Origin of the sequence: Aliivibrio logei (assembly GCF_001691055.1) — a bacterium.
GTDB lineage: Bacteria > Pseudomonadota > Gammaproteobacteria > Enterobacterales > Vibrionaceae > Aliivibrio > Aliivibrio salmonicida.
The window spans coordinates 1-23,004 of the sequence record NZ_MAJU01000029.1 but is presented as its reverse complement, the minus strand read 5'-3'; the positions used below and the strand labels follow the sequence as shown (position 1 = coordinate 23,004).

At 39.5% G+C, this 23,004-nt stretch carries 24 protein-coding genes; 6 read left to right on the top strand and 18 right to left on the bottom strand.

Annotation, left to right across the window (positions count from 1 at the left end; all coding sequences use genetic code 11):
• The first annotated feature begins 61 nt into the window (after positions 1–61).
• Positions 62–244: a hypothetical protein gene (locus A6E04_RS18165; RefSeq protein ID WP_023603569.1), complete on the top strand. Its 183-nt coding sequence runs from the start codon at positions 62–64 to the stop codon at positions 242–244.
• Between the two features lie 21 nt (positions 245–265).
• Here the strand turns inward: A6E04_RS18165 and A6E04_RS18160 are convergent, their stop codons facing one another.
• Positions 266–799: a dihydrofolate reductase family protein gene (locus A6E04_RS18160; RefSeq protein WP_017022954.1), complete on the bottom strand. Its 534-nt coding sequence runs from the start codon at positions 797–799 to the stop codon at positions 266–268.
• Between the two features lie 111 nt (positions 800–910).
• Between A6E04_RS18160 and A6E04_RS18155 the strand changes: the two genes are divergently transcribed.
• Entirely contained in the window at positions 911–1,474 is a 564-nt protein-coding gene (locus tag A6E04_RS18155) for a TetR/AcrR family transcriptional regulator (protein ID WP_023603571.1), read from the top strand.
• Here the strand turns inward: A6E04_RS18155 and A6E04_RS18150 are convergent.
• Positions 1,471–2,355, bottom strand: a complete 885-nt coding sequence (locus tag A6E04_RS18150) for an AraC family transcriptional regulator (RefSeq protein WP_065612037.1) — start codon at positions 2,353–2,355, stop codon at positions 1,471–1,473. The genes A6E04_RS18155 and A6E04_RS18150 overlap by 4 nt on opposite strands.
• A gap of 196 nt (positions 2,356–2,551) precedes the next feature.
• On the opposite strand from A6E04_RS18150, the gene A6E04_RS18145 reads away from it, so the two are divergent.
• Positions 2,552–3,700 (top strand): iron-containing alcohol dehydrogenase, encoded by a 1,149-nt coding sequence (locus tag A6E04_RS18145; protein WP_023603572.1) that lies wholly within the window; start codon positions 2,552–2,554, stop codon positions 3,698–3,700.
• Between the two features lie 105 nt (positions 3,701–3,805).
• Here A6E04_RS18145 and A6E04_RS18140 read toward each other — a convergent pair whose 3' ends face one another.
• Positions 3,806–4,690 (bottom strand): DMT family transporter, encoded by an 885-nt coding sequence (locus A6E04_RS18140; protein ID WP_012549847.1) that lies wholly within the window; start codon positions 4,688–4,690, stop codon positions 3,806–3,808.
• Between the two features lie 78 nt (positions 4,691–4,768).
• On the bottom strand, positions 4,769–6,166 hold the full coding sequence (locus tag A6E04_RS18135) for a coniferyl aldehyde dehydrogenase (protein WP_244886294.1): 1,398 nt from the start codon (positions 6,164–6,166) through the stop codon (positions 4,769–4,771).
• A 170-nt stretch (positions 6,167–6,336) separates the two neighbouring features.
• Between A6E04_RS18135 and A6E04_RS18130 the strand changes: the two genes are divergently transcribed.
• Positions 6,337–7,683, top strand: coding sequence for an anti-phage deoxyguanosine triphosphatase (locus A6E04_RS18130; protein WP_065612035.1), 1,347 nt, complete (start codon positions 6,337–6,339; stop codon positions 7,681–7,683).
• Positions 7,684–7,708: 25 nt separating this feature from the next.
• On the opposite strand, the gene A6E04_RS18125 is transcribed toward A6E04_RS18130, so the two are convergent.
• Positions 7,709–8,335: a tRNA-uridine aminocarboxypropyltransferase gene (locus A6E04_RS18125; RefSeq protein ID WP_065612034.1), complete on the bottom strand. Its 627-nt coding sequence runs from the start codon at positions 8,333–8,335 to the stop codon at positions 7,709–7,711.
• Between the two features lie 14 nt (positions 8,336–8,349).
• Here A6E04_RS18125 and rrtA point away from each other — a divergent pair, with 14 nt between their 5' ends.
• Positions 8,350–8,910, top strand: coding sequence for a rhombosortase (gene rrtA / locus A6E04_RS18120; RefSeq protein WP_012549843.1), 561 nt, complete (start codon positions 8,350–8,352; stop codon positions 8,908–8,910).
• Here the strand turns inward: rrtA and recR are convergent.
• The 6 genes from recR to A6E04_RS18090 form a co-directional block, all read right to left on the bottom strand.
• Positions 8,882–9,484, bottom strand: coding sequence for a recombination mediator RecR (gene recR, locus A6E04_RS18115; protein ID WP_012549842.1), 603 nt, complete (start codon positions 9,482–9,484; stop codon positions 8,882–8,884). The two genes, rrtA and recR, sit on opposite strands and share 29 nt — an antisense overlap.
• Positions 9,485–9,586: 102 nt before the next feature.
• Positions 9,587–9,922 carry a YbaB/EbfC family nucleoid-associated protein gene (locus tag A6E04_RS18110; RefSeq protein ID WP_012549841.1) on the bottom strand — a complete coding sequence of 112 codons (336 nt, stop codon included), beginning with the start codon at positions 9,920–9,922 and terminating at the stop codon, positions 9,587–9,589.
• 88 nt (positions 9,923–10,010) lie between these two features.
• Positions 10,011–12,155, bottom strand: coding sequence for a DNA polymerase III subunit gamma/tau (gene dnaX / locus A6E04_RS18105; RefSeq protein WP_065612033.1), 2,145 nt, complete (start codon positions 12,153–12,155; stop codon positions 10,011–10,013).
• Between the two features lie 103 nt (positions 12,156–12,258).
• Positions 12,259–12,804 (bottom strand): adenine phosphoribosyltransferase, encoded by a 546-nt coding sequence (gene apt, locus A6E04_RS18100; protein ID WP_012549839.1) that lies wholly within the window; start codon positions 12,802–12,804, stop codon positions 12,259–12,261.
• Between the two features lie 84 nt (positions 12,805–12,888).
• The gene (locus A6E04_RS18095) at positions 12,889–13,257 is read right to left on the bottom strand and encodes a YbaN family protein (protein ID WP_244886293.1); all 369 of its coding nucleotides are present in this window, start codon (positions 13,255–13,257) and stop codon (positions 12,889–12,891) included.
• A 66-nt stretch (positions 13,258–13,323) separates the two neighbouring features.
• A complete protein-coding gene (locus A6E04_RS18090) occupies positions 13,324–14,427 on the bottom strand; it encodes a response regulator (RefSeq protein ID WP_065612032.1) in 1,104 nt (367 codons plus the stop codon).
• A 238-nt stretch (positions 14,428–14,665) separates the two neighbouring features.
• Here A6E04_RS18090 and A6E04_RS18085 point away from each other — a divergent pair, with 238 nt between their 5' ends.
• Positions 14,666–15,541, top strand: a complete 876-nt coding sequence (locus tag A6E04_RS18085) for a LysR family transcriptional regulator (protein ID WP_012549836.1) — start codon at positions 14,666–14,668, stop codon at positions 15,539–15,541.
• Positions 15,542–15,623: 82 nt separating this feature from the next.
• Here A6E04_RS18085 and purF read toward each other — a convergent pair whose 3' ends face one another.
• The 7 genes from purF to A6E04_RS18050 form a co-directional block, all read right to left on the bottom strand.
• A complete protein-coding gene (gene purF / locus A6E04_RS18080) occupies positions 15,624–17,138 on the bottom strand; it encodes an amidophosphoribosyltransferase (RefSeq protein ID WP_017022943.1) in 1,515 nt (504 codons plus the stop codon).
• A gap of 34 nt (positions 17,139–17,172) precedes the next feature.
• Positions 17,173–17,664: a CvpA family protein gene (locus tag A6E04_RS18075; RefSeq protein WP_012549834.1), complete on the bottom strand. Its 492-nt coding sequence runs from the start codon at positions 17,662–17,664 to the stop codon at positions 17,173–17,175.
• 61 nt (positions 17,665–17,725) lie between these two features.
• Positions 17,726–18,295 carry an SPOR domain-containing protein gene (locus tag A6E04_RS18070; RefSeq protein ID WP_065612031.1) on the bottom strand — a complete coding sequence of 190 codons (570 nt, stop codon included), beginning with the start codon at positions 18,293–18,295 and terminating at the stop codon, positions 17,726–17,728.
• A gap of 9 nt (positions 18,296–18,304) precedes the next feature.
• Complete coding sequence (gene folC, locus A6E04_RS18065; protein WP_065612030.1) at positions 18,305–19,585, bottom strand: bifunctional tetrahydrofolate synthase/dihydrofolate synthase; 1,281 nt, start codon at positions 19,583–19,585, stop codon at positions 18,305–18,307.
• 98 nt (positions 19,586–19,683) lie between these two features.
• The gene (gene accD, locus A6E04_RS18060) at positions 19,684–20,574 is read right to left on the bottom strand and encodes an acetyl-CoA carboxylase, carboxyltransferase subunit beta (RefSeq protein ID WP_012549831.1); all 891 of its coding nucleotides are present in this window, start codon (positions 20,572–20,574) and stop codon (positions 19,684–19,686) included.
• Positions 20,575–20,754: 180 nt separating this feature from the next.
• The gene (gene truA / locus A6E04_RS18055; RefSeq protein ID WP_017022940.1) at positions 20,755–21,543 is read right to left on the bottom strand and encodes a tRNA pseudouridine(38-40) synthase TruA; all 789 of its coding nucleotides are present in this window, start codon (positions 21,541–21,543) and stop codon (positions 20,755–20,757) included.
• Positions 21,544–21,632: 89 nt separating this feature from the next.
• Positions 21,633–23,004 (bottom strand): FimV/HubP family polar landmark protein (locus A6E04_RS18050; RefSeq protein ID WP_280513417.1); only part of this gene is annotated, 1,372 nt, incomplete at its 5' end.

The window sequence follows — 23,004 nt, the reverse complement described above, 5'->3', positions numbered from 1 at the left end:
TTTTTTGCTTCCTTATAATTTGAAATAATTTGTTTCTTCAATAACAATATTAGGTTCAATTATGAAATTATTACCAACAATACATACGACAGCACTAAAAGATTATTACCAATCAAAATTAATCATGACAACAAATTGGATTGAAGTGGAAGCTATCTTATATATGACTTCACTGCTCAATCTCTGCCATACAGAAATAAGTAGTGAAGAATTAAATAACAAAAATAAGGATCTTCAGGACTAAATTAATGATTAAAAAAATAACTCAACGCTCTCGCACAAAATGATTCTGAACGATGGCATTAAGAAAAATCTCATTCTTCACGAATTTGAAATTTAAGGGAGCGTTTAAATCACCAAACAGTGGCGATCCACCACCTAAAAGTACCGGAATAGTGGTAATGATCATTTCATCAATCAGATCTTCTTTTAAGAAGCTTTGAATCGTCACACCACCATCAATGTATAAATGTTCAAATCCTTGCTCATTGATACCTTTAAGAACCTCTTTTAATGGGCCTTTAACTAAAAAAATTTTATCTTCGTAACCAACAGGGACGGAGGTCATTGTATTGCTTAATACAAAAACAGGTTTGGAATACGGCCAATCGACACCAAAACTTAATACCATATCAAGCGTATTTCGTCCCATCACCATTGCATCAATACGGTCAAAATGTTCTACATACCCCATCGAATTTTGATCTGGATTTGGTATTGTATGTAACCAATCAATACCGCCATTCTTATCTGCAATATATCCATCTAAACTTGTTGCTATAAATACGCTGTTTGACATTGTAGGCTCCGAATTTTATTCGTTTATGATCTTCACTTGGCTTTATATATTTCTTTCTATATAATTATTCTACACTGTAGAAATTAAAGATTAGTTTAACGAGAGGATTCGATGTCTGTCAAGGAGAAAAAGCGCGGAAGACCTAGTGGTTCAAATAAGCATCTTAGCCAAGATTCAATTATGAATATGGCAAAGAGTTTGATGAAAGAAGATGGGAAAGTCCCCAGTATTCGTAAGTTGGCTTTACATTTGAATGTCGACGCGATGGCAATCTATTATTATTTCAGCAATAAAAATGCCTTACTTGAAACCATCACAACATCATTAATTGAAGATATATATCAACCTGACAGTAAAGAGGATTGGGAGAATGAGCTAAATCTATTATGTGCCAGTTACTTAGCATTACTTCAGACTTACCCAGGCCTACTTGAAACCCTGCTTTCTATGTCGTCTCACAGCCCTGCGGCGGTATTTACCGAGCGCTTCAATGCCGTCATCCGAAAATTAAACTTAAGCGATGAAGCAAAGAAAAATGCGCTCGATCTACTGGCTGATTACTTACACGGATTTGCACTTGCATTAAACTGCAACCAAGCAGAACTAATCAATATTACAGAATATATAAAAGGGCCACTGCATTTCTATTGTGTCGCCCTTAAGCACTCAAACTAAGCAATTACCCCTTTAGGCGTCATATTAAAATGACGCTTAAACTCACGGCTAAATTGAGATGTACTGGTATAACCTACAAGGTGAGCAGCATCATTTACTCTTCGACCTTCCAATTGAATAAGCTCTTTCGCTTTATTCAAACGGACTTTCTTTAAATACTGCAATGGTGACTCTAGTGTCACTTTTCGGAATGCCGAATGAAACGCAGAAACACTCATGTTCGCTTCTTCAGCCAAATTCTGAACCGTAAGCCCATCAGCGTAAGATTGGTGCACTTTATTTAAGGCTTTTGCTACACGAGCATATTGACTGTCATGATGAGCAAGGTTAAATAATACGTGTCCTTCTGGACCAGTAAGCACTCGATAAACAATCTCAGTAAGTAATGACTCTCCGAGCATTTGAGTATCTAAATCACTGTGTAAAGCGAGCATTAAACGCTTACAACTCTCAAGCATATCATCAGCCATTTTAACCGATATTAATCCAAAGCCGTCTTGCTCAGAATGCGCTGAAACCTGAAACTTGGCATTTTCTAATTCACTCACTAATCGATGCAATAAGGCCGAATCAACATCAATACTTAATCCCAATAATGGTTCACCTTTTTCTGGAAAGGCTTCACACTCTAATGGCATTGGGACACCAACAACCAAATAATCATCAGGACCATAATGAACAGGTTGATTACCGATATGTATGTGCTTATGCCCTCGCCCCATAACAATAATCCCTGATTGGTAAACAAATGGTTGCCGTTGATTCCCTTTGCTACTGCGATAAAACCACACTCCGGGTACTGCCGTTTCCCTGATCCCTTCAAGATCATTAAAACCATAGCTGTCGGCATAACTTTGCATTAAATCACCAAGAGATTCCATCATTTTTCCTTTATTAGACTATGATCACATCTATTTACTTCTGTTTTAAAAAATACAGCCAATTGTAGAAATAGGCAATAAAAATACAGTAATTCACCTTTCTAAAGTTACAGTTCAAGACTAATATGCACTTATTGAAATAATAAGCTTTGTAAAAAACAGGGCATTCTTCTTTTGGAACCAATGAGGTACAGCAATGAAATTTTCTTATGTTAATCCTACCCAAATTCATTTTGGCCAAGGTCAAATCGCTGCCATCGCAACATCTATCCCACAAGATAAAAAAGTATTAGTCATTTATGGCGGCGGCTCTATCAAGAACAATGGCGTTTACGACCAAGTTGTTGCCGCTTTAGCTGACCACTCTTGGATTGAGTTTTCAGGCGTTGAGCCTAACCCAACGGTTGAGACATTAGATAACGCCGTTGCTATCGCAAAAGCAGAAAAGATTGATTACATTCTGGCGGTTGGTGGTGGTTCAGTTATCGACGGTTCTAAATACGTTGCCGCTGCAGCAAAATACGATGGCAATGGTTGGGATATTCTGATCGGTAAGCACACCGTGACAGAAGCAATTCCACTGGGTGCTATTCTAACGCTACCAGCGACAGGTTCTGAATCTAACTCTGGTTCAGTTATTACACAAAAATCAACTCAAACAAAACTGCCTTTCATGGCAGCAGCAGTACAGCCTAAATTTGCGGTACTTGATCCTGATTCAATGAAGACGCTACCTGAACGTCAATTAATCAATGGATTAGTCGATGCATGGGTTCATACTTGTGAGCAATACCTAACAATGCCAATCGGTGCAATGGTTCAAGACGGTTATGCTGAAACCTTACTTCGTAACCTACTGACTCTTGGCGCTCAATACGATAACCGTGATAATAACGAGTGGCGTTCAAACCTAATGTGGACAGCTAACCAAGCATTAAACGGCTTAATTGGTTCTGGTGTTCCACATGACTGGGCAACACACATGATCGGTCATGAACTAACGGCTCTGTATCACGTTGATCACGCTCGTTCTCTTTCTATCATTCAACCGTCTTTACTTCGTAACCAAATTGAAGCGAAACGAGCAAAATTAGAGCAAATGGGTAAAAACGTATTTGGCCTAGAAGCGTCTGATGATTTAGCAGAACGTACAATTATTGCAATTGAAACCTTCTACCATAGCCTAAACTCACCAACTGAGTTAACAGAGCACGGTGATGATAAAGCATCAGCAATTGATACCATCATCAAACAACTTGAAACTCATGGCATGGTTGCTTTAGGTGAGAACCAAGCAATTACTCTTGATGTATCTCGTGCAATTCTTGAAGATGCGGTGAAGTAGTTTTTACAACTGACTTAGCATCAACATAAAAAAGCCTGTTCAACTTAACAATACGGTTAGTTGAATCGGCTTTTCTCATTGTTAACGTCAGCAAATGTATTTATGTTATTTAATTACGGTCTGTTTCTTACGTTCCCACTGCGTAATAAAGGCTACCGATGCAATAATAATCGCAGCACCTAGCCATAAACGTCCCGGAGGAGCCCATCCAAAAACCATCCAACCGGCCAAGACATTTAATGGTAATTTGGCATGGTCAAAAGGCTGTACAAAAGACGCATCTGCCGCTGAATATGCTTTTACAATAGCCCATTGTGCCAACGCCGTCATGACACCAGCACCAAATAACAACATCCACATCGTCATATCACTAGGTACTTGCCATTCAGGTAACGCTAATAAAATATTAAACGGCGTGATCAATATCAGCAAATACACCACCATGGTTGATGGTGAATCTTTTGATGACATTTTCTTTACCATTAATGAATAGCACGCCCAAAAAAACGCAGCTCCAACGGGTAATAATGTTGCCCATGTAAAATCATCAGCCCACGGTTCAAGAATGATCATTGCACCAACAAAGCCTGCTAATGTTGCACACCAACGAGCGACACCTACTTTCTCTTTTAAAATAAGCCCTGAACCTATCGTCGCAAATAATGGGGATGTCATTAACAGTGCAATACCCTGCCAAATAGGCACTGGGTAGGCTAATGCCCATAGCCACAATTGAATACCAACAACAGCGAGAGAGACACGTATAACATGCATACCAAAGTATTCAGTTCTTAGTGAATTTCGGATCCCTAATGTGCGTAAATAAGGCAAAATAACCACTAAAGCAATCGCATATTGCACCAAAGCAACCATGGTTGAAGGCAATCCAAAATTAATGCTTAAATATTGGGCAATACTGTTAACGATAGCAAAGGCAAGGCCCGCAGTTAACATCCAAGATGCCCCTTGGACTGGTTGATGTTGAGACATAAATAAACGATTCGTGATAAAAAAGGGAATCAGATCATACGACCTATCCCCTCCTTTGCCAACCTATAATAACGCAGGCTATTTTATGAATTTGATGCTCAGTAATTTCAGCATCCATTTTTTATGCTTTAATAGCAATCTTGAACGAGGGAGCCATTTAGGTGTTTGTAAGGTTGTCTTCGCATGAGAAAAGGTTTTAAAGCCTTCAATACCGTGATAACTCCCTAAACCAGAATCACCAATACCACCAAAAGGCGCATCATCTGCTGCCACATGCATCATAGTATCATTCACGGCGACCCCACCACTGTGAGTCTGTTTTATTATATTCTGAATCATCTCTTTATCGTTCGACATGATATATAACGCTAGCGGACGAGGGTGCGCTTGAATATAAGTGATCGCTTCATCTACGTTATCGTAACCAATGATAGGTAAAATAGGACCAAAAATCTCTTCTTGCATCACCAACATCTCATCACTGACGTTCGTCATCAGTTGCGGTAAAAATAATCGTCCTTGGTCATTACTTGATTCACCAATAGAAATAATTGTTGCCCCTTTATTTTGAGCGTCTTGGCTGTAATGAGTTAACCGATCATACTGAGTCTGATTAATAATATGACTGTATTCTCTTTTTCCTTTTTTCTCAGGAAATGCCTGTAGAAAACGCTGCGAATAACGCTGAATAAACGCATCTACTTTGTCTTTCGGAATAAAGACATAATCAGGCGCAACACATATCTGCCCTGCATTAATCGATTTACCGAGCATAATGGCATCTACAGCGGTACTTATTTCAGCATCATCAGCAATGATTACAGGAGATTTTCCTCCAAGCTCAAGAGTCACAGGGGTTAAGTTCTTAGCCGCCGAACTCGCAACTAACTTTCCTATTTGAGTTGAGCCTGTAAATAATAAATGGTTAAAGGGTAATTGAGAAAATTCAGCGGCTATATTTCCGTCCCCTTCGATGACGCAAATATGTTCAGTCAATGATGAAAATACACGACGCAATACCTGATTTGTTTCTGGTGTATATTCACTTAGCTTTACCATCACTCGATTACCCGCCGCTAATGCCGTCACAATAGGCGCTATACTTAAAAATATAGGAAAGTTCCACGGCACAATAATACCAACAACCCCAAGCGGCTGATAAGTAATCGATAGCGTTGATGGTGACAGCAATAATCCCGCTTTGCGTTTTTCAGGTTTAAGCCATTTTGGTACACGTTTTACGGTGTAATTGATGTGTTGAATGGTTGGCATAACATCACAAATCGTCGAATCAAATTTGCTACGAAACCCATAATCTGCGGTTAACGCGTCAATGACCGCAACTTGCTCTGCCAGTAATGCGGCTTTCAATGTCGATAAATGGCCCAACCTCTCCTCTTTTATTGGATAAGGATTACGTTGGTAAGCGTCTTGAAATTGCGTAAACTCTGATTTTAACTTAACTACATCATCCATTTTTCTTATTCCATTCAACAGATAGAACATGATTATAGCAAGGTATCTAAACGACTAAATAACAATAATGTTCAATTATGTGATGCTTCTATTTCTCAAATAACTGATTGATCTTTTTATGCCAAGTCTGTAATGATCACAGGGTAATAATTAATTCGAGAACAATAATAATGAATAAAACGATAGATATTACCCTTTCTCCCCATTGGGAAGACCGCATCAGTAACGAACAAAAGTTACGTCGTAATGATCAACGCAGCGTTTTTCAACGAGATCGCGCTCGTATTCTCCACTCGGCTGCCTTTCGTCGCCTGCAAGCAAAAACTCAAGTCCATGGCCCCGGCAGCGCAAATGACTTTTATCGCACTCGCCTTACTCATTCTTTAGAAGTCTCTCAAATTGGGACCGGTATTGTGGCTCAATTGAAATTGAGGCAACCAGAGTTTCGTCATTTATTAACCTCAACCAGTTTGATGGAGAGTATTTGTCTCGCTCATGATATTGGTCATCCGCCTTTTGGCCACGGTGGGGAAATCGCGCTAAATTACATGATGCGTAATCATGGCGGCTTTGAAGGCAACGGACAAACTCTGCGTATTTTGAGTAAATTAGAACCTTATACCGAACATTTCGGAATGAACCTAGCAAGAAGAACATTAATGGGTGTATTAAAATACCCTGCTTTTCTTGACCAAGTTCATTCTAAATACAGACCGGATGATGTGACTAATTTACGTCACTTAAAATCCATTGAATGGCATCCGCCTAAAGGAATTTATCGTGATGATGAGGACATTCTACATTGGATAACCGCCCCATTATCTGAAGCCGATAAAGCGTTATTCTCTACTTTTCGCTTTCAAAAAGAAAATGACAAAGTACATAAAAAAACCCGTTTCAAATCCATTGATTGCTCAATCATGGAACTAGCCGATGACATTGCTTATGGCATTCATGATCTTGAAGACGCGATAGTCATGGGTATAGTGACTCGTAACCAATGGCAAGAATCAGTCGCAAGCAAACTTGCTGAATGTGGGGATGAGTGGTTTGAAGCGCATATAAATAACATTGGAGATAAGCTGTTTTCAGGCCTGCAATATCAACGTAAAGACGGCATCGGCGGCATGGTTAATGCGTTATTAACGTCCATTACCATCCAAAAAAGCACCTTTGAAGAAGAGCAATCATTCGAATCAGAATTACTAAAATGGAATGCTTATCTAAGCCCATCAATGAGCTACGCTCTAGACATTCTTAAGAAATTTGTCGGTCAATACGTAATTCATAATTCTGAAATGCAACGTATTGAATATAAAGGCCAACAAATTGTAATGGAAATTTTTGACGCACTGAATTCAGATCCAGAGCGTCTATTACCCGAAAATGATAAAAGAGAATGGCGTGAAGCAAAAGAAAGTGGCACAAACCACCACCGGATCATTGCCGACTATATCGCTGGTATGACTGACGGTTATGCGCAGCGTTTATATAATCAACTCTTTGTGCCAATTTAACGATCTGTTGATACCACCAAAAGAACTACTCTGAACGGTAGTTCTTTTGGTAAACCCCTTCAGGCATTTGACTAATATGAAATTCGATCATGTTATCGAACGCAATCAAAATTGAATCGAACTTATCTCCATCTTCCACAATCGAACCGTCTAAATCCAATTGACTCAAAACATGGTATCCCGCTTCCGCGGTTGATAACGCATTATCTTTAGGTGCCTTACGCACTCGATAATTACCTGATAACTCGGTATCCAAATGAACTTTTGGAAGTCCATGTAAATTGGTCGATAATTGCCACATTTTATACGCTTTTTTCCACGTACCATCCAATAAGATAATCCGTTGTTTCTGATCTGAATCTATCTTTTTTCCGTTAATTTCCTTACTTTCACTATCGAGAAAGAGCACCTGATGAAGATAGTCATCTTGTGCTAACAATTGATTTAACTCGTTATGCTCGGTAAAGTTTTCACCAATAAACGTACGACAATTTGCCAGACTTAACGACAATATTTTCGCGGTACCTAATGGGCGCTTAGCTTCTGTTGGATGCTGTAGTATGATTAATTCAACATCCGTTGTGATTGGTGTTATCCACTCACAAATACAGGCTTTTTTTGTTTTTAAGCATTGCAGGCAAAATCGAATCACAGAGGACCTTTTGTTTGATTAAATTACTATTACCTATTTTAGCTGTGCTTGCTCTAGCTCAACTAAACGTAATTTCTGGTTATCTTGTATGGGATAAGAGTTTAATCATCAATGGTGAGCTTTGGCGGCTTGTTACAGGTAACTTTACACACACTAACCTCCCCCATTTATTGATGAACAGTGCCGCACTGTGTATTTTTAGCGTCATCTTTAAAGATTATCTAAATACAAAGAAACTGTGGGGATTATTGCTTGCCCTCAGTGTTATGGTTGGTTCACTTTTACTTCTCTCACCAATTGAGCGCTACGTAGGTTTATCTGGCGTATTACATGGGCTCTTTGTTTGGGCTGCCATCGAAGACATTAAGCACAAACGTTATACTGGTTGGCTTCTCTTACTGGGCGTTCTCGCTAAAATAGGTTGGGAGCAACTATTTGGAGCAAGCGCATCCACGATTTCCCTAATTAACGCCAGTGTCGCAACAGACGCTCATTTATTTGGAGCACTCAGTGGTGGAATGCTCCAATTGTGTGTCTTTTTAGTGGCTAATAAAGCTTCTGACGACCCAAAATAGAATGAGACAACGTAGTACCGTCAACTAACTCTAACTCACCTCCCATTGGCACACCGTGAGCAATACGACTTGCAGACACGTGATGCTCTTGGCATATCTCCGCAATGTAGTGCGCCGTAGCTTCACCTTCCACCGTTGGGTTTGTGGCAAGAATGACTTCTTTAATGTCCCCACGCCCTAAGCGGTGGTCAAGTAAATCCAGTCCAATATCACTTGGGCCAATACCGTCTAATGGGGATAAATGCCCCATCAATACAAAATAGCGACCTGAGAATTGTCCCGTGGCTTCCACAGCAACGATATCGGCAGGGCTTTCAACAATACACAGCTCACCGTTCATTTGACGCTTAGGATTAAGACAAATTGCACACGTGTCTTCTTCGGTAAACGTTCGACACTCTGAACAATGCCCAATTTCAGACATGGCACGAGAAAGTGCATCGGCTAATTGCATACCACCTTGTCGATTACGCTGTAGAAGATGAAATGCCATTCGCTGGGCTGATTTTGGTCCAACACCGGGAAGGCATCGTAACGATTCCATTAATTGTTCTAATAAACCACTGGTTCGCATAATTTCTTATATTCCTAAATAGAAAAAGGCAGCTATGAGCCGCCTAATTACCCTAAGATAAATAATGCGTTATTCATCTTAGTTTTTATCAATTAAGATAAATTAGAATGGCATTTTAAATCCTGGTGGCATTTGCATTCCACCAGTTACACCCGCCATTCTTTCTTTTTGTGTTTCTTCAATACGACGAGATGCATCATTGAACGCTGCTGCGATCAAATCTTCTAGCATTTCTTTTTCGTCTTCTTCCATTAAGCTTGGATCAATTTCAACACGACGAACACTGTGAGAACCAGTGATTGTTACTTTAACAAGGCCAGCACCAGATTCACCAGTGATTTCCATGTTTCCAATTTCTTCTTGCATTTTCTGCATGCGATCTTGCATTTGCTGGGCTTGCTTCATTAAGTTGCCCATGCCGCCTTTTCCACCGAACATATTCATTCTCTCTTAGTGTTTATATCTTTAATACTACAAAAATGGGGATGATATGTAGAATTTCAACCCATTCTTACCTTATCTTTCTTTAAATTGGTCTCACGCTTTCTTGATCTATTTCTGCACCGTAACGCTGCATAAAGAAATTAACATGAGGATCTTGTTGCAAGCTCTGGTATGCCGTCTGTAATTTAGTTTGATACATTTGCTCACGTAACTCTAACGGACTTGTACCTTCTGCACTAATCTCAATATTTAATTTAATCTCTTTGTTTAGAGCAGAGCTCAACGCTTGGCTAACCAATTCATGCGCCTTGTCATTAATTAAATGTGATTGTGCAGAACGTAAATGCAATGAAACCTGATCGTCATGTTCTTCAAAAGAAGAATTCAATACAAGTTGTTGTACCAATTTAGGCAACGCTAATGACATCGCTAATGCAGACCACGTATCTTGCTTTATTGTTTCATCAACAAGTTCTTGAACCATCTCAGGTGTTTTTTCATGTTCAAGTGCCTGCTTTAATTTCGTAGGAGTAATATCACTCACTACTTTTTTCACTTCAGGCTGACTGGCTTTCCAACGGTATGGTTCTTCTGGCTTTTTCTCTTGAGAAACAGACGTTCCAAGTTGCGACACCTGAGTACGAGGAGCGAGATGTTGCTTTTCAGCAATACGTTCTAACACTGAGCTCGTTTTTTTCTTATCGGATGCCGCACTACCCTTTTTTGGGCTAGTACCGGTGGTTGTATTTGATAAATTATTTTTTGCACTACGTAATTGATTACGCACACCTAACAACCCACTTCTTGGGGCTGCTATAGGCTCTTGAGGTATATTTTGCACTGGTGCGGAATCAGATTGTGATGATTCCCCCAATGGTGGTGCATCATATACTGGCGGTTGAGCCTCTGTAGAATCTAACGGTGCTGAACTAGATTGTTGCGAATTAGAAACCGGAGAATACACCGTTTGAGATACTGCTTGCAGTTGCATTGGCTTAGGAGCAACAGGCACTTCAGCATTTGGAGCTGATGCAATAACTTGCTGAACTCTAGAGACTGGCGCAGGTTGTTGAGGTGCAACATTTACGGCAGCAGGTTCCATACTAGGCACGGCAATCGGTAATGCCTCTATTGCTTGAGCATGCACAGGACGAAATGCGACCATACGCAATAACATCATCTCTACGCCCGTTTTTTCGGTTGGGGCTAAAGGTAAATCATTACGGCTTTGTAATGCAATTTGGTAGAACAATTGAACTTCTTGTGGTGATAACTGACCACTCAATAATTCAATTCTCTCAGCATCCGGTTGAGTTTTATCTAACGTTGCAGGTAACGCTTGGTACATCGCCAATTTATGCAGTTGTGCCGCAATTTCTTTTGCTAACCCATCCCACTCGACACCAATATCTGCTAAATCATTGATACAGCTCATCAGCGTTTGCATGTTTTTTGTGCTGATCGCTTCTAGAATACGAATCGCTTGATCGGTATCTAACGTACCCAACATCATAGACACAATATCAGCAGTTACATTACCATTACCTAACGCAATAGCTTGATCGGTCAAACTTAATGCATCACGCATACTGCCATCTGCAGCATGAGCTATCAGCCCTAACGCTCTTCCATCTTTAGACACTTCTTCTTTGTCTAAAACGAGATCTAATTGCGCATGAATTTGATCAACACTGATGTGTTTCAGATGAAACTGTAAGCAACGAGATAAAATCGTCACAGGCAATTTTTGTGGATCGGTCGTGGCTAATATGAATTTGACGTATTCTGGCGGCTCTTCCAATGTTTTTAATAATGCATTGAAACTGTGTCGCGATAGCATGTGAACTTCATCGATCAAGTAAACCTTAAAACGACCACGCGCAGGTTTATATTGAACGTTATCTAATAGATCACGAGTATCTTCTACTTTGGTTCTAGAAGCGGCATCAATCTCAAGTAAATCGACAAATCGTCCTTCATCAATTTCTTTACAGGTAGAACACACGCCACAAGGTGTTGATGTAATCCCCTCTTCACAGTTTAGTCCTTTAGCGAACAAACGAGCAATAGTAGTTTTACCCACACCGCGAGTGCCACTAAATAAGTAAGCGTGATGAAGTCGATTATGGTCAAGCGCGTTTTCCAACGCCGTAAGCACATGGGATTGACCAACAACATCTTTAAAATGATGTGGTCGCCATTTACGTGCCAGAACTTGATAGCTCATAGAATACAGCCCAAAATAAAATAGATCTAAATCGTAGCACAGCAAAAAAATGAGATCTTCATTGATAGAGAGATCTCATTACATTTATTGTGTATATGAAGAATTAGTGACCAGGAAACTCACAAATACTGTACACGTTTAGACCTAAGCCTTCTAAACGCGTTTCACCACCAATTTCTGGAAGGTTGATAACAAATGCAGCGTGCTGAACATCACCACCAAGTTGGCGAATAAGTTTCACTGTTGCTTCGATGGTTCCGCCAGTTGCAAGTAAATCATCAACAACAAGAACCTTATCACCTTCAACAATTGCGTCTGTGTGAATTTCTAACGTATCTGTTCCGTATTCAAGATCATACGTTTGTGCAATCGTTGGACGTGGCAATTTACCCGGTTTACGAACTGGGACAAAACCAACACCTAATTCTAGTGCCAAAGGAGCACCAAATAAGAAACCACGAGCTTCAGTTCCAACGATCTTGGTAAAACCACCTTGCTTGTACTTTTCAACCAATAACTGAATCGTTGCTTGGTAAGCTTTTGGATCTTCCATCAAGCTTGTAACATCACGGAACATGATGCCTGCTTTTGGATAATCAGGAACAGATTTAATGCTATTTTTGATAAGTTCTAATGTTTCTGTAGACATGGTTTAAAGACCTAATTGTACCGATAGCCGGTATCTTAAAAAATTAACCGACTAATGGTATTCACTTTCTTCACTATGAGCAAGTTAGGACGACGGTATTTTTGAAAACCAAATTAAGAGTGCTATTCCGATCACAGCAATAATCCCTTTAACCCAGATTACTGGGGCTATACAGATAGAAAAAACAAAGCTGCCAACGATCATAATAACGGCTTTCTTCTTAATCTTTTTGTTAATCGTTTTTTTACTTTGCCATTCCACAATTGGGGGGCCTAAATAGCGATGTGAAATTAACCACAAATGGATTTTTGGAGAAGCCCGCATAAAACAAGCACTAGCCAGAAGAACAAAAGGCGTTGTCGGCAATAAAGGCAAAACAATACCGATAATGCCTAACAATAAAAAGAATCCACCAAAGAAAAACCACAGCATTTTATGAGAAAATTTAAGCAAAGTATCTCTACAATTTAAATACAACTAACTGCCATTATCGCTCTATTTAAAAAAACGAATCAACCTTTAAAACGAATTCAATTCCATTCTAAAACTACTGCAACCCACGCAATTTAAAGACAGGCTATTATTGGCTTTAGCTATTGGGAAGCGCTGCACTTTATTATTGGATCTTTCAGACGTTAAGAGTTCACCGATCTGGAGTACATGACGTGAATGTGTGCTTTCCCATACGGCCCCTAAACCCGCTGACAAAATAAACAACGCCTGCTCTGCAAAATCAACATAACCAAAAAGAGCAGAGATAGATTCGCTCTCTTCCATCGTTCCCATCCCTTTCTCTATTGATTCGACCATTTTAGAAATAACGTCCAGAGAAATATGTTGATCTCGGATAAAATCATTAAAAAATGCTCGTATAAGTAAACAAGAAACGACGCTATTCTCGCCACCAGATTGAGAATCAACAAGATAGAAAAACAAACGGCCATCCAATAACCATTCATAATCAAAAATAAGTGGCATACCATCTGTTGATTGCAATAACCGGTACGCTAATTTCCACTCGCCGTGCTGAGCATCACTCTCAGGTAATAGTTCAAATAACAATTCTCGGCCAATGTTCGGTTCATTTTGCAAATGCTCTAAGTGCCAATGCAATTCTTCAGTGCAACTTTTATCAAGATCAGACGTTCGGAACCATTGACTTGAAAAGTCCTGCATTCTTAAACTGCTTTCTTCACTCAATTTTAAAGCCGACACTAATGATTTAACTAACAGGGATACATTGCTGATTGGTTTAACCAAGAAATCTTTTGCTCCCAGTCTTAAAACCTTAGCTACATCTTGCATGTCTCCCGTACCCGAAATGACAATGATTGGCAGCATTGGGTATTCCAACACTACCTCTTCTACAAATTCAAGGCCATTCAAGATCGGCATAGATAAATCACACAACAAAACATCAGGCAAAGAATGCTGTAGCATTTGTAATCCTTCAAGACCATTATTCGCCTCTTTAACATTACATGAGTAAGATTCTAAAACTGCTTTGACCATAGAGCGGAATATGGGATCATCGTCTACAATTAACACGTCTTTGTTCACCAATAAGTCTTCGACTGGTGTATTGTCTTCTTTTGTTTTTTCTTTTATTTGCTCTATCGACATACGACTACCCTCTGCACGTTTTATTAGCGAATAATGTTAAGACGCCTTTTTATTGTTCATCTTATGAATTTAGTTCGATATCTCAATGAGCACAAATAAATTAACCAATATTACTCGCAAAATTATCATTACCTGACTTTTACTGATAGATTTCCACTTTAGTTGACTTATAACAACACCTACTTTAGTGTTTTAGTTACAATTCTACATTCGCTAAACCAGAGAGAATCTCAATATCATGAAGTTAGATGATTTAAATTTGTTTCGACAAGTAGTGGATAATGGCAGCTATACTGCAGCATCAAGAAAGACTCTAATCCCTGTTGCAACAATTACTCGTCGCATTCAAGCCTTAGAAGATTCCTTAGATATTCGCCTTCTCAACCGCCATGCAAGAAAACTGTCTCTCACCGAATCTGGTCAAAAATTTTATGACGAATGTTCTCCAATTCTGTCTAACCTAGTTAATATCAGTGAATATTTGAGCGAAGAGTGTCGTGGTGCCGCTGGGAAACTTAATATTGCGGCTCCCTCTAATTTAACAAAACGCATGATACAGCCTATTTTAAATCAATTTATGCTGATTTATCCTAATATTAATATCAACCTAACCATGAGCAATCAACCTGAACAGCTAGACCCAACAGATTGGGACATCATTTTCAGAGTTGGAAAACAACGTGACTCATCTCTTATTGCTCGCCAAATTGGTTCATTAGAAGATATTTTAGTCGCTAGCCCTATTTACTTAGAGCAACGTTCTGAACCGACTCATGCGCAAGAATTGCATGATCACAGCTTATTGAAAGGCCACCCATTAATGCGCTGGCGCTTAACTAACATTGAGGGTGAATCTGTAACGATTACTGATGCGGGTCGTTTTGAAGCCAGTGAGCTTAATGTTATTCGTATGGCTTGTTCTGATGGTTTAGGCATTACGTTAATGCCTGATATTATGATCAGTAAGTACCTTGAAGACGGTTCATTAGTTCGCGTATTAAAAGATTGGTCAGCAAACCCTAGAGACATTTACATGATCTATAACTACAAAGATCATCAGCCTGAAAAAGTACGATTATTTATTGATTTTGTTAGTAATCATATTCCAAAATAACAAAAAAGCCTGTGAATACATCACAGGCTTTTTTAACTTTATAGGCGTAACATAATTAAAATACGTTCATTTCTAAACGAATTTAAACGCCTTCATTGTAAATATCTAAACTTGCCACATCTTGAGCTTCGCTTTCTTGCTTAGCATCATCCCCACGTAAACTTTCGAGGTACTCTAGGTAGTTTTGATCTACATCACCGGTAACATAGTGTGCATTAAATACCGATGTTTCAAATTGTTCAACTTCTCGGTTACCACAGCCAACCGCATCAACTAAATCAGATAAATCTTGGAAAATTAATGCATCTGCACCAATTTTCTGGCAGATTTCATCGACTTCACGACCATGAGCAATCAACTCGTTTGCACTCGGCATATCAATACCGTATACGTTAGGGAAACGAATCTCAGGTGCTGCTGACACCATGTAAACATTTTTAGCACCCGAATCACGAGCCATTTGGATAATTTGTTCTGATGTTGTGCCACGAACAATTGAATCGTCGACTAGCAGTACATTTTTATCTTTAAATTCAGAACGGATTGCATTCAATTTTCGACGTACTGATTTTTTACGTTCTTGCTGACCTGGCATAATAAACGTACGACCAACATAACGGTTTTTCACAAACCCCTGGCGGTATGGTTTATTAATAATTTGAGCGATTTCTAGTGCAATATCACACGATGTTTCAGGGATCGGAATAACCACATCAATGTCGAGATCATCCCACTCACGTTTAATTTTATCACCTAAGCGTTTGCCCATTTCAAGACGTGCGCTATAGACCGAAATTTTATCAATAAAAGAATCTGGACGAGCAAAATACACAAACTCGAAAATGCATGGATTCAGCTTTGGATCGTGCGCACATTGTTGTGTATACAATCCGCCTTCAAATGGCGCATAAATGGCTTCGCCAGGAGCGACATCACGAACAAAATCAAAACCAACCGCATCCAAAGCAACAGATTCAGACGCAACCATGTACTCGGTACGACCTTCAACGTCACGCTTCCCTAAACACAAAGGACGAATGCCATTTGGATCACGGAATGCAACCATACCATGCCCGATTATCATTGCAGTTACCGCATACGCACCACGAATTTGCTCATGCACGTTAGCGACGGTTTTAAAAATGTCATCAGCAGTAAGAGGGTAATGAGTGGTTGAATCAAGATGATGAGCAAAAATATTTAATAATACTTCTGAATCTGACGTTGTATTAACATGACGACGTTCTTGTTCAAATAAGGTCTCACGGATTTCATTCGCATTGGTTAGATTACCATTGTGCGCCAATGTGATCCCAAATGGTGAGTTAACATAGAAAGGTTGAGCTTCAGAAGCACTAGAACTGCCTGCAGTAGGATAACGAACATGGCCGATACCAACGTTACCTTTTAGGCGTTGCATGTGTTTTGCTTCAAATACATCTTTAACCAAACCGTTCGCCTTTCTTAGACGGAAACGATTGCTTTCTACGGTAATAATACCAGCAGCGTCTTGGCCACGATGTTGTAACACAGTCAAAGCGTCATAGATTGACTGGTTTACAGGTGTTGCGCCTACGATTCCAACAATACCGCACATGTCCTAGAGTCCTTTATTTGATAAAAAACTGGCGCTATTTAGCGCCAGGAAGAAAACTTGATGTATCTTTTAAGTAATCAAAGAACCATTCAATTACTACCGAGAATTGCGGTATCAATTGAGATTGCTTCCACCACTCCGAATCTGACAATGAGGTAAAGGCATCAATAAAAAACAGAACAGCCGCTATAATTAGCACCCCTCTTAATCCACCGAAAACGACACCTAACACTCGATCTGTTCCAGACAGCCCTGTTTTCTGCACCAACTGGGCAACCACATAGTTAACCACAGCACCGACAATCAAGGTGGCCACAAATAAGGCAGCTATTGCACTGCCGTTTCTGACCATTTCATCATGGATATTTGTAAAATATGCCGCCAGTTTTGGATAAAAGTTGCTCGCAACAAAGAAAGCACCAAACCAAATAACCAATGACAAGGCTTCTTTTACAAAACCTCTAATCAAACTGATAAAAGCAGATAGGCTAATCACGCCTAAAATGACAAAATCGATCCAAATCATAATATATATTTTCTCTCTTGCTGCGCATTTTAACAGAAAAATCCGCTACGCAAACGTTTTCTTATGGGTTTAGTGGTGTAAATTTAAGCAATTGACCATTTAGTCCCGTAATTTCTTTTAGTTTAGGTAGCTGTTTCTCTAGATCGGGTTTTGACACATCAGGGCCTACTGCCACTCTAACTAAATCGCCTTCTTTAGGGTTTTTAGGAAAAGTATGCGCTTGGAAACCTTGTTTTCTTAACTTCAAAGCCAAGTTTTTTGCGTTATCCGCATTTCTGAAAACACCGAGTTGGATAATCCATGCACTTTTAGCATAATCAATTTTAGGTGTTTTTTCTGCCTCAATCGACGCGGGTTTTGTAACAATGGTTAGGACTTCTTTCTCAGGTTCTGTCGGCGAACTACCAACAGTCACTTCAACAGGTTCTCCTGGAAGTTCTGCATCAAAATCAATCGGTTCTTGTATTGCGAATTGCTCTACATCTTTAGACAATTCAGGTTTAATCGGAATACTCGCAAACTCTTCTTGATACGATTTTTTCTTACCATCAAATAAGTCGGGTAATACAATAACTCCAATAGCAACCAAAATAATGGTGCCAACTAAACGTCGTTGAAATGGACTAGACACTCATGTACCTCACGATCCTTGTTTCCAGTAATTCCATACTTCACCAACCGTATGGAAAGAACCAAAAACTAAAATTAATTCATCATTACCAGCGTGTTGAAGTGCAACTTTAAATGCCTCAACTGGTGAACTGTATTCTGTTGTTTCTTGCTCTATAAATGCAACAAGTTCACTTGCTTTCGCGGCACGGGGCCCAGAAAGAGAAGCAGGATACCAAACATCAACAACGCCCGTGAACTCATTCACTGTCGATTCAATGTCTTTATCATGTAGCATACCAACTACTGCATGAATTTTCTTATTTGGGTAACGCAGTCTTACTTGTTGTACTAGATAATGAGCAGAATGTGGATTATGTGCGACATCTAAAAGAATAAGTGGCTCAATGATCTCTTCACCACGGGTTAGTATTTGCATACGACCCGGTAAATGTGCGGCTTTCAACCCTTCGACAATATTAACATCCGTTAATTCTAAATCAGCACAGCCAAGCGCCATAATTGCCGTTGCCGCATTAGCAAGCGGTAATTTAGGTAGAGGAAGACCCGTTAAGTCAAATGCCCCACTCTGCCAAGACCATGTTTTATTGTCTTCATTTACCTTATAAGTAAATTGATACCCTACTTGATGCAAATCTGCATTAATATCATCCGCATGGGCAGCAACGCTCGATGGTGGATTAGGTTGACCACATATTGCGGGTTTGTCTGAACGGAATATCCCCGCTTTTTCAAACCCAATCACATTAATATCATCACCAAGCCAATCAACATGATCAACCGCTAAACTTGTGATAATAGACACATCATGATCAACAACATTAGTTGCATCTAAACGGCCACCAAGACCGACTTCAAGCAATAGCACATCCACTTGATGCGCTTTAAAAGCCCATAACGCAGCTAAGGTACCAAATTCAAAAAGGCTTAATGGTGTGTCTTTACGCCACGCTTCAATGGCAGCAAAAGATTGAGAGATAAGCGAATCAGATAGATCGTTACCATTGATACGAATACGTTCATTGTAACGAATAAGATGAGGGGAGCTATAAACACCAACACGGTAACCTGCATTGAGTAAAATAGATTCCATTAACGCACAGGTAGATCCTTTACCATTGGTTCCCGCAACAGTAATCACTGTAGGGGCAGGTTTTGTCAATTTTGCTCTCTGTGCGACACGCTGAACACGGTCAAGGCCTAAATCAATCGCACTAGTATGAATACTTTCTAAATAACGAAGCCACACCGATAAATCAGATGTGGCTGTCGGAGAATCAAATGTTGTCATTGTTCAACTACTTCACTGACGGAACGTAGTTACAGTATATTGACTTAAGGTACTTATTTAAAGAAAGAAATAACACCCTAAGACAATTTACATTTGATTTAATTTTTTACAGAACCATCAACAGGAACAACTAATGGTGATGCTTGATTTGTCATTTTAGCCATCAAACCACCAATACGTTGACGCATTTCACGACGGTCAACAATCATATCGATAGCACCGTGCTCTAATAAAAATTCACTGCGTTGGAAACCTTCAGGTAAATCTTCACGTACTGTTTGCTCAATAACACGACGACCAGCAAAGCCAATTAATGCTTTAGGTTCACCGATATTAATATCACCCAGCATTGCTAAACTTGCAGAAACACCGCCCATTGTAGGGTCAGTTAATACAGAGAAGAATGGTAGGCCTTTACGAGATAAACGAGCCAGTGCTGCACTTGTTTTTGCCATTTGCATTAGAGACATAAGCGCCTCTTGCATACGAGCACCACCACTTGCAGAGAAACACACTAATGGACAGTTGTTTTCAATCGCTGCATCAACTGCTTTAACAAAGCGAGCGCCAACAACTGAACCCATAGAACCGCCCATGAAGGAGAATTCAAATGCACAAGCAACGATAGGCAATTCTAACAATGTGCCTTGCATTACGATAAGCGCATCGGTTTCATTACTTGATTTTTGTGCTGCTGAAATACGATCTTTATAGCGTTTTGAATCTTTAAATTTTAAAAGATCTTTTGGTTCAAATTCTTGACCAAGCTCAACACGACCTTCCGCATCTAAAAATGTTTCTAGGCGCTTACGAGCTTTCATACGCATGTGATGATCACATTTTGGGCATACTTCTAGATTACGCTCTAGCTCTGCTGAATAAAGCACTTGTTCACATGACGTACACTTCGTCCAAACCCCTTCAGGGATAGATGCTTTACGTGAACTAACAATATTGCTTGTATTAAAAATCTTTTCAAGCCAACTCATGGACGACCTTTTCTATTAGTGATCTCTCGCACCATCGCAAGAGAAATAAATTCAATTAACGATGATTAAACCATAAATAATGACCAGTGTAGATAAAAAACTGGTTGTACCTATTTTCAATATTGAATCCACATCTACTTTTTACACTATTTTAAGGTTTAATCTTTATCATTAATTGAATCAATTATCTGGTAAAAATAAAGGCCCTAACGGAACTCTAGGCAAATCCCACTCTTTAGGGTAATCAACATCAATAAGATATAATCCTTCAGCTTTTGCTGTTGCTCCTGCTAGCTTGCGGTCTTTCGCTTCTAGTAACCACTGCACCCACTCAGGTTTTTTCTTGCCTCTGCCCACTTCGATTAGGCTACCTGTAATGTTTCGGACCATATGATGAACAAAGGCATTCGCTTTAATATCAATAACAATAAAATCGCCATGACGCGTTACTTTTAAGTGTATTAAATTACGCCAAGGGGTACGTGACTGACAGCGAACCGCTCTAAAAGACGTAAAATCATTCTCTCCCAGTAGATATTGGCCAGCTTCATGCATTAAATCAGCATCAAGTGTTTCATGATAATGACTAACACCATGACTAAAAATGGCTGGGCGTTGACGATTATTAAAAATAATATAACGATAACGTCGCGCGGTAGCAGTAAAACGAGCATGAAAATCTTCGTTTACTTCTTTAACCCAACGAACCGCAATATTTTTTGGTAGGTTAGCATTCACTCCTACCATCCACACTGGCAATTTACGCACGCTATTTGTATCAAAATGTACTACTTGACCTGTTCCATGTACGCCAGCATCCGTTCGGCCTGCACACATAACCTCAATCGGTTCATTAGCAACGACCATTAAGGCTTTTTCCAATTCTTCTTGGACACTTGTTACGTCTTTTTGGGACTGCCAACCGTGGTAACTGGCACCATCGTACTCAATACATAAAGCTATTCGCATGATTTCAATTCTTTTTATTCAGTTATACGCCATTATAAAAAAAGGCGGAGCTCACTGCCACCGCCTTTTTAAGATTGTTGATGTAAAAGTTAATCGAGTTGCTTCATCAACTTCTCAGCTTCCACTTTAAGCAGAGGATCATCACAACGTAATACCTCTTCTAATAATTCAAGTGCGCCTTTATCATCGGACATTTCAATGTAAGCTTTCGCTAAGTCTAGCTTACTATGAGCATCGCTATTTATATCGACATCATGAGCTTCTACATTTCCTAGAACATCAGGGAATTCATCCAAACCAACATCAAGGTTTAACTCTTCATCATCAATGTCTGTTCTTTCACCGCTTTCAGCTTCAGCGATCAAAGCATCAATGCTTAGGAATTGATCCGCCCTATTCGGCGTATTTTCTAAATTTGGTTGCTCTGACCAATCTTCATCTTCTAATGCGTCGTCAACATTCGATGTGTCATCAAGAGAGAAACCACTCCAGTCGCTTCCTCCATCTTCTAACATACTATCAATATCTAAACCGGCACTATCAACATGCGTTAATGCTTCTTTTTCTTCATCAGATACTTGCGATGAAAAATTAAAAGGTGCCGCCGTCTCATCCGTTAAAGGAGTCACTTGAAGATCATCTTCTTCTTCAAGTGCAGCTAAAGCATCTTCAATTGATAAACCATCAAATTGATGATCTTCTTTCTCTATATCATCAACTAAAGGAAGTATATCTTCTTCATTATTCGCTTCAGATAACTCAGTATCATGCTCACGTGAATCATCAGTAAAGTCAGTTGCGTTTGATGCAACAAAATCATCCAATGAAAAATCACTTTCGTCTTCGTTCTCATCTTCAGAAATCATGTCAGATAATGGTATCTCTGATTCTTCATCAGTAACAAGCTCTTCGATTTCTGGCGTTTCAATGCCAGCTTCCTCATCACTTATCTCTACATCAGTATCAAAATCAGCCAATAAATCATCCAGTTCCGATAACGTCTCATCTTCTTCAGTAGCCGTCTCTGTTTCTTCTAATTGAGAAGATACTTCTTGCTCTTGTGGACGTTCTTCGTTATCTAAAAGAAGTTCATCATCAACATTAATCTCATCAAATAATGATTCTTGTTCTTCTTGTTCAGAAAGAAGATCACTAATAGTACTTTCGTTTAGGTCTTCGCTATCTGTTGGAATTTCTGACTCTAGAAGTAACTCTTCGTCATCAATATCAAACGCGTCAAGTTCGTCATTCTCTTGCGAAGCTGATCCTGTTTCTTCTGCCAGTTCAACGTCATTATGCTCTTCTGTATCCGTATTCAACGTTTCAATAACGTCATCTTCAAGCTCGTTATCTGTTGGCATTTCAGATTCTAGAGATAACTCTTCTTCATCAATATCAAACGCGTCAAGTTCGTCATTCTCTTGCGAAGCTGATTCTGTCTCTTCTGCCAGTTCAACGTCA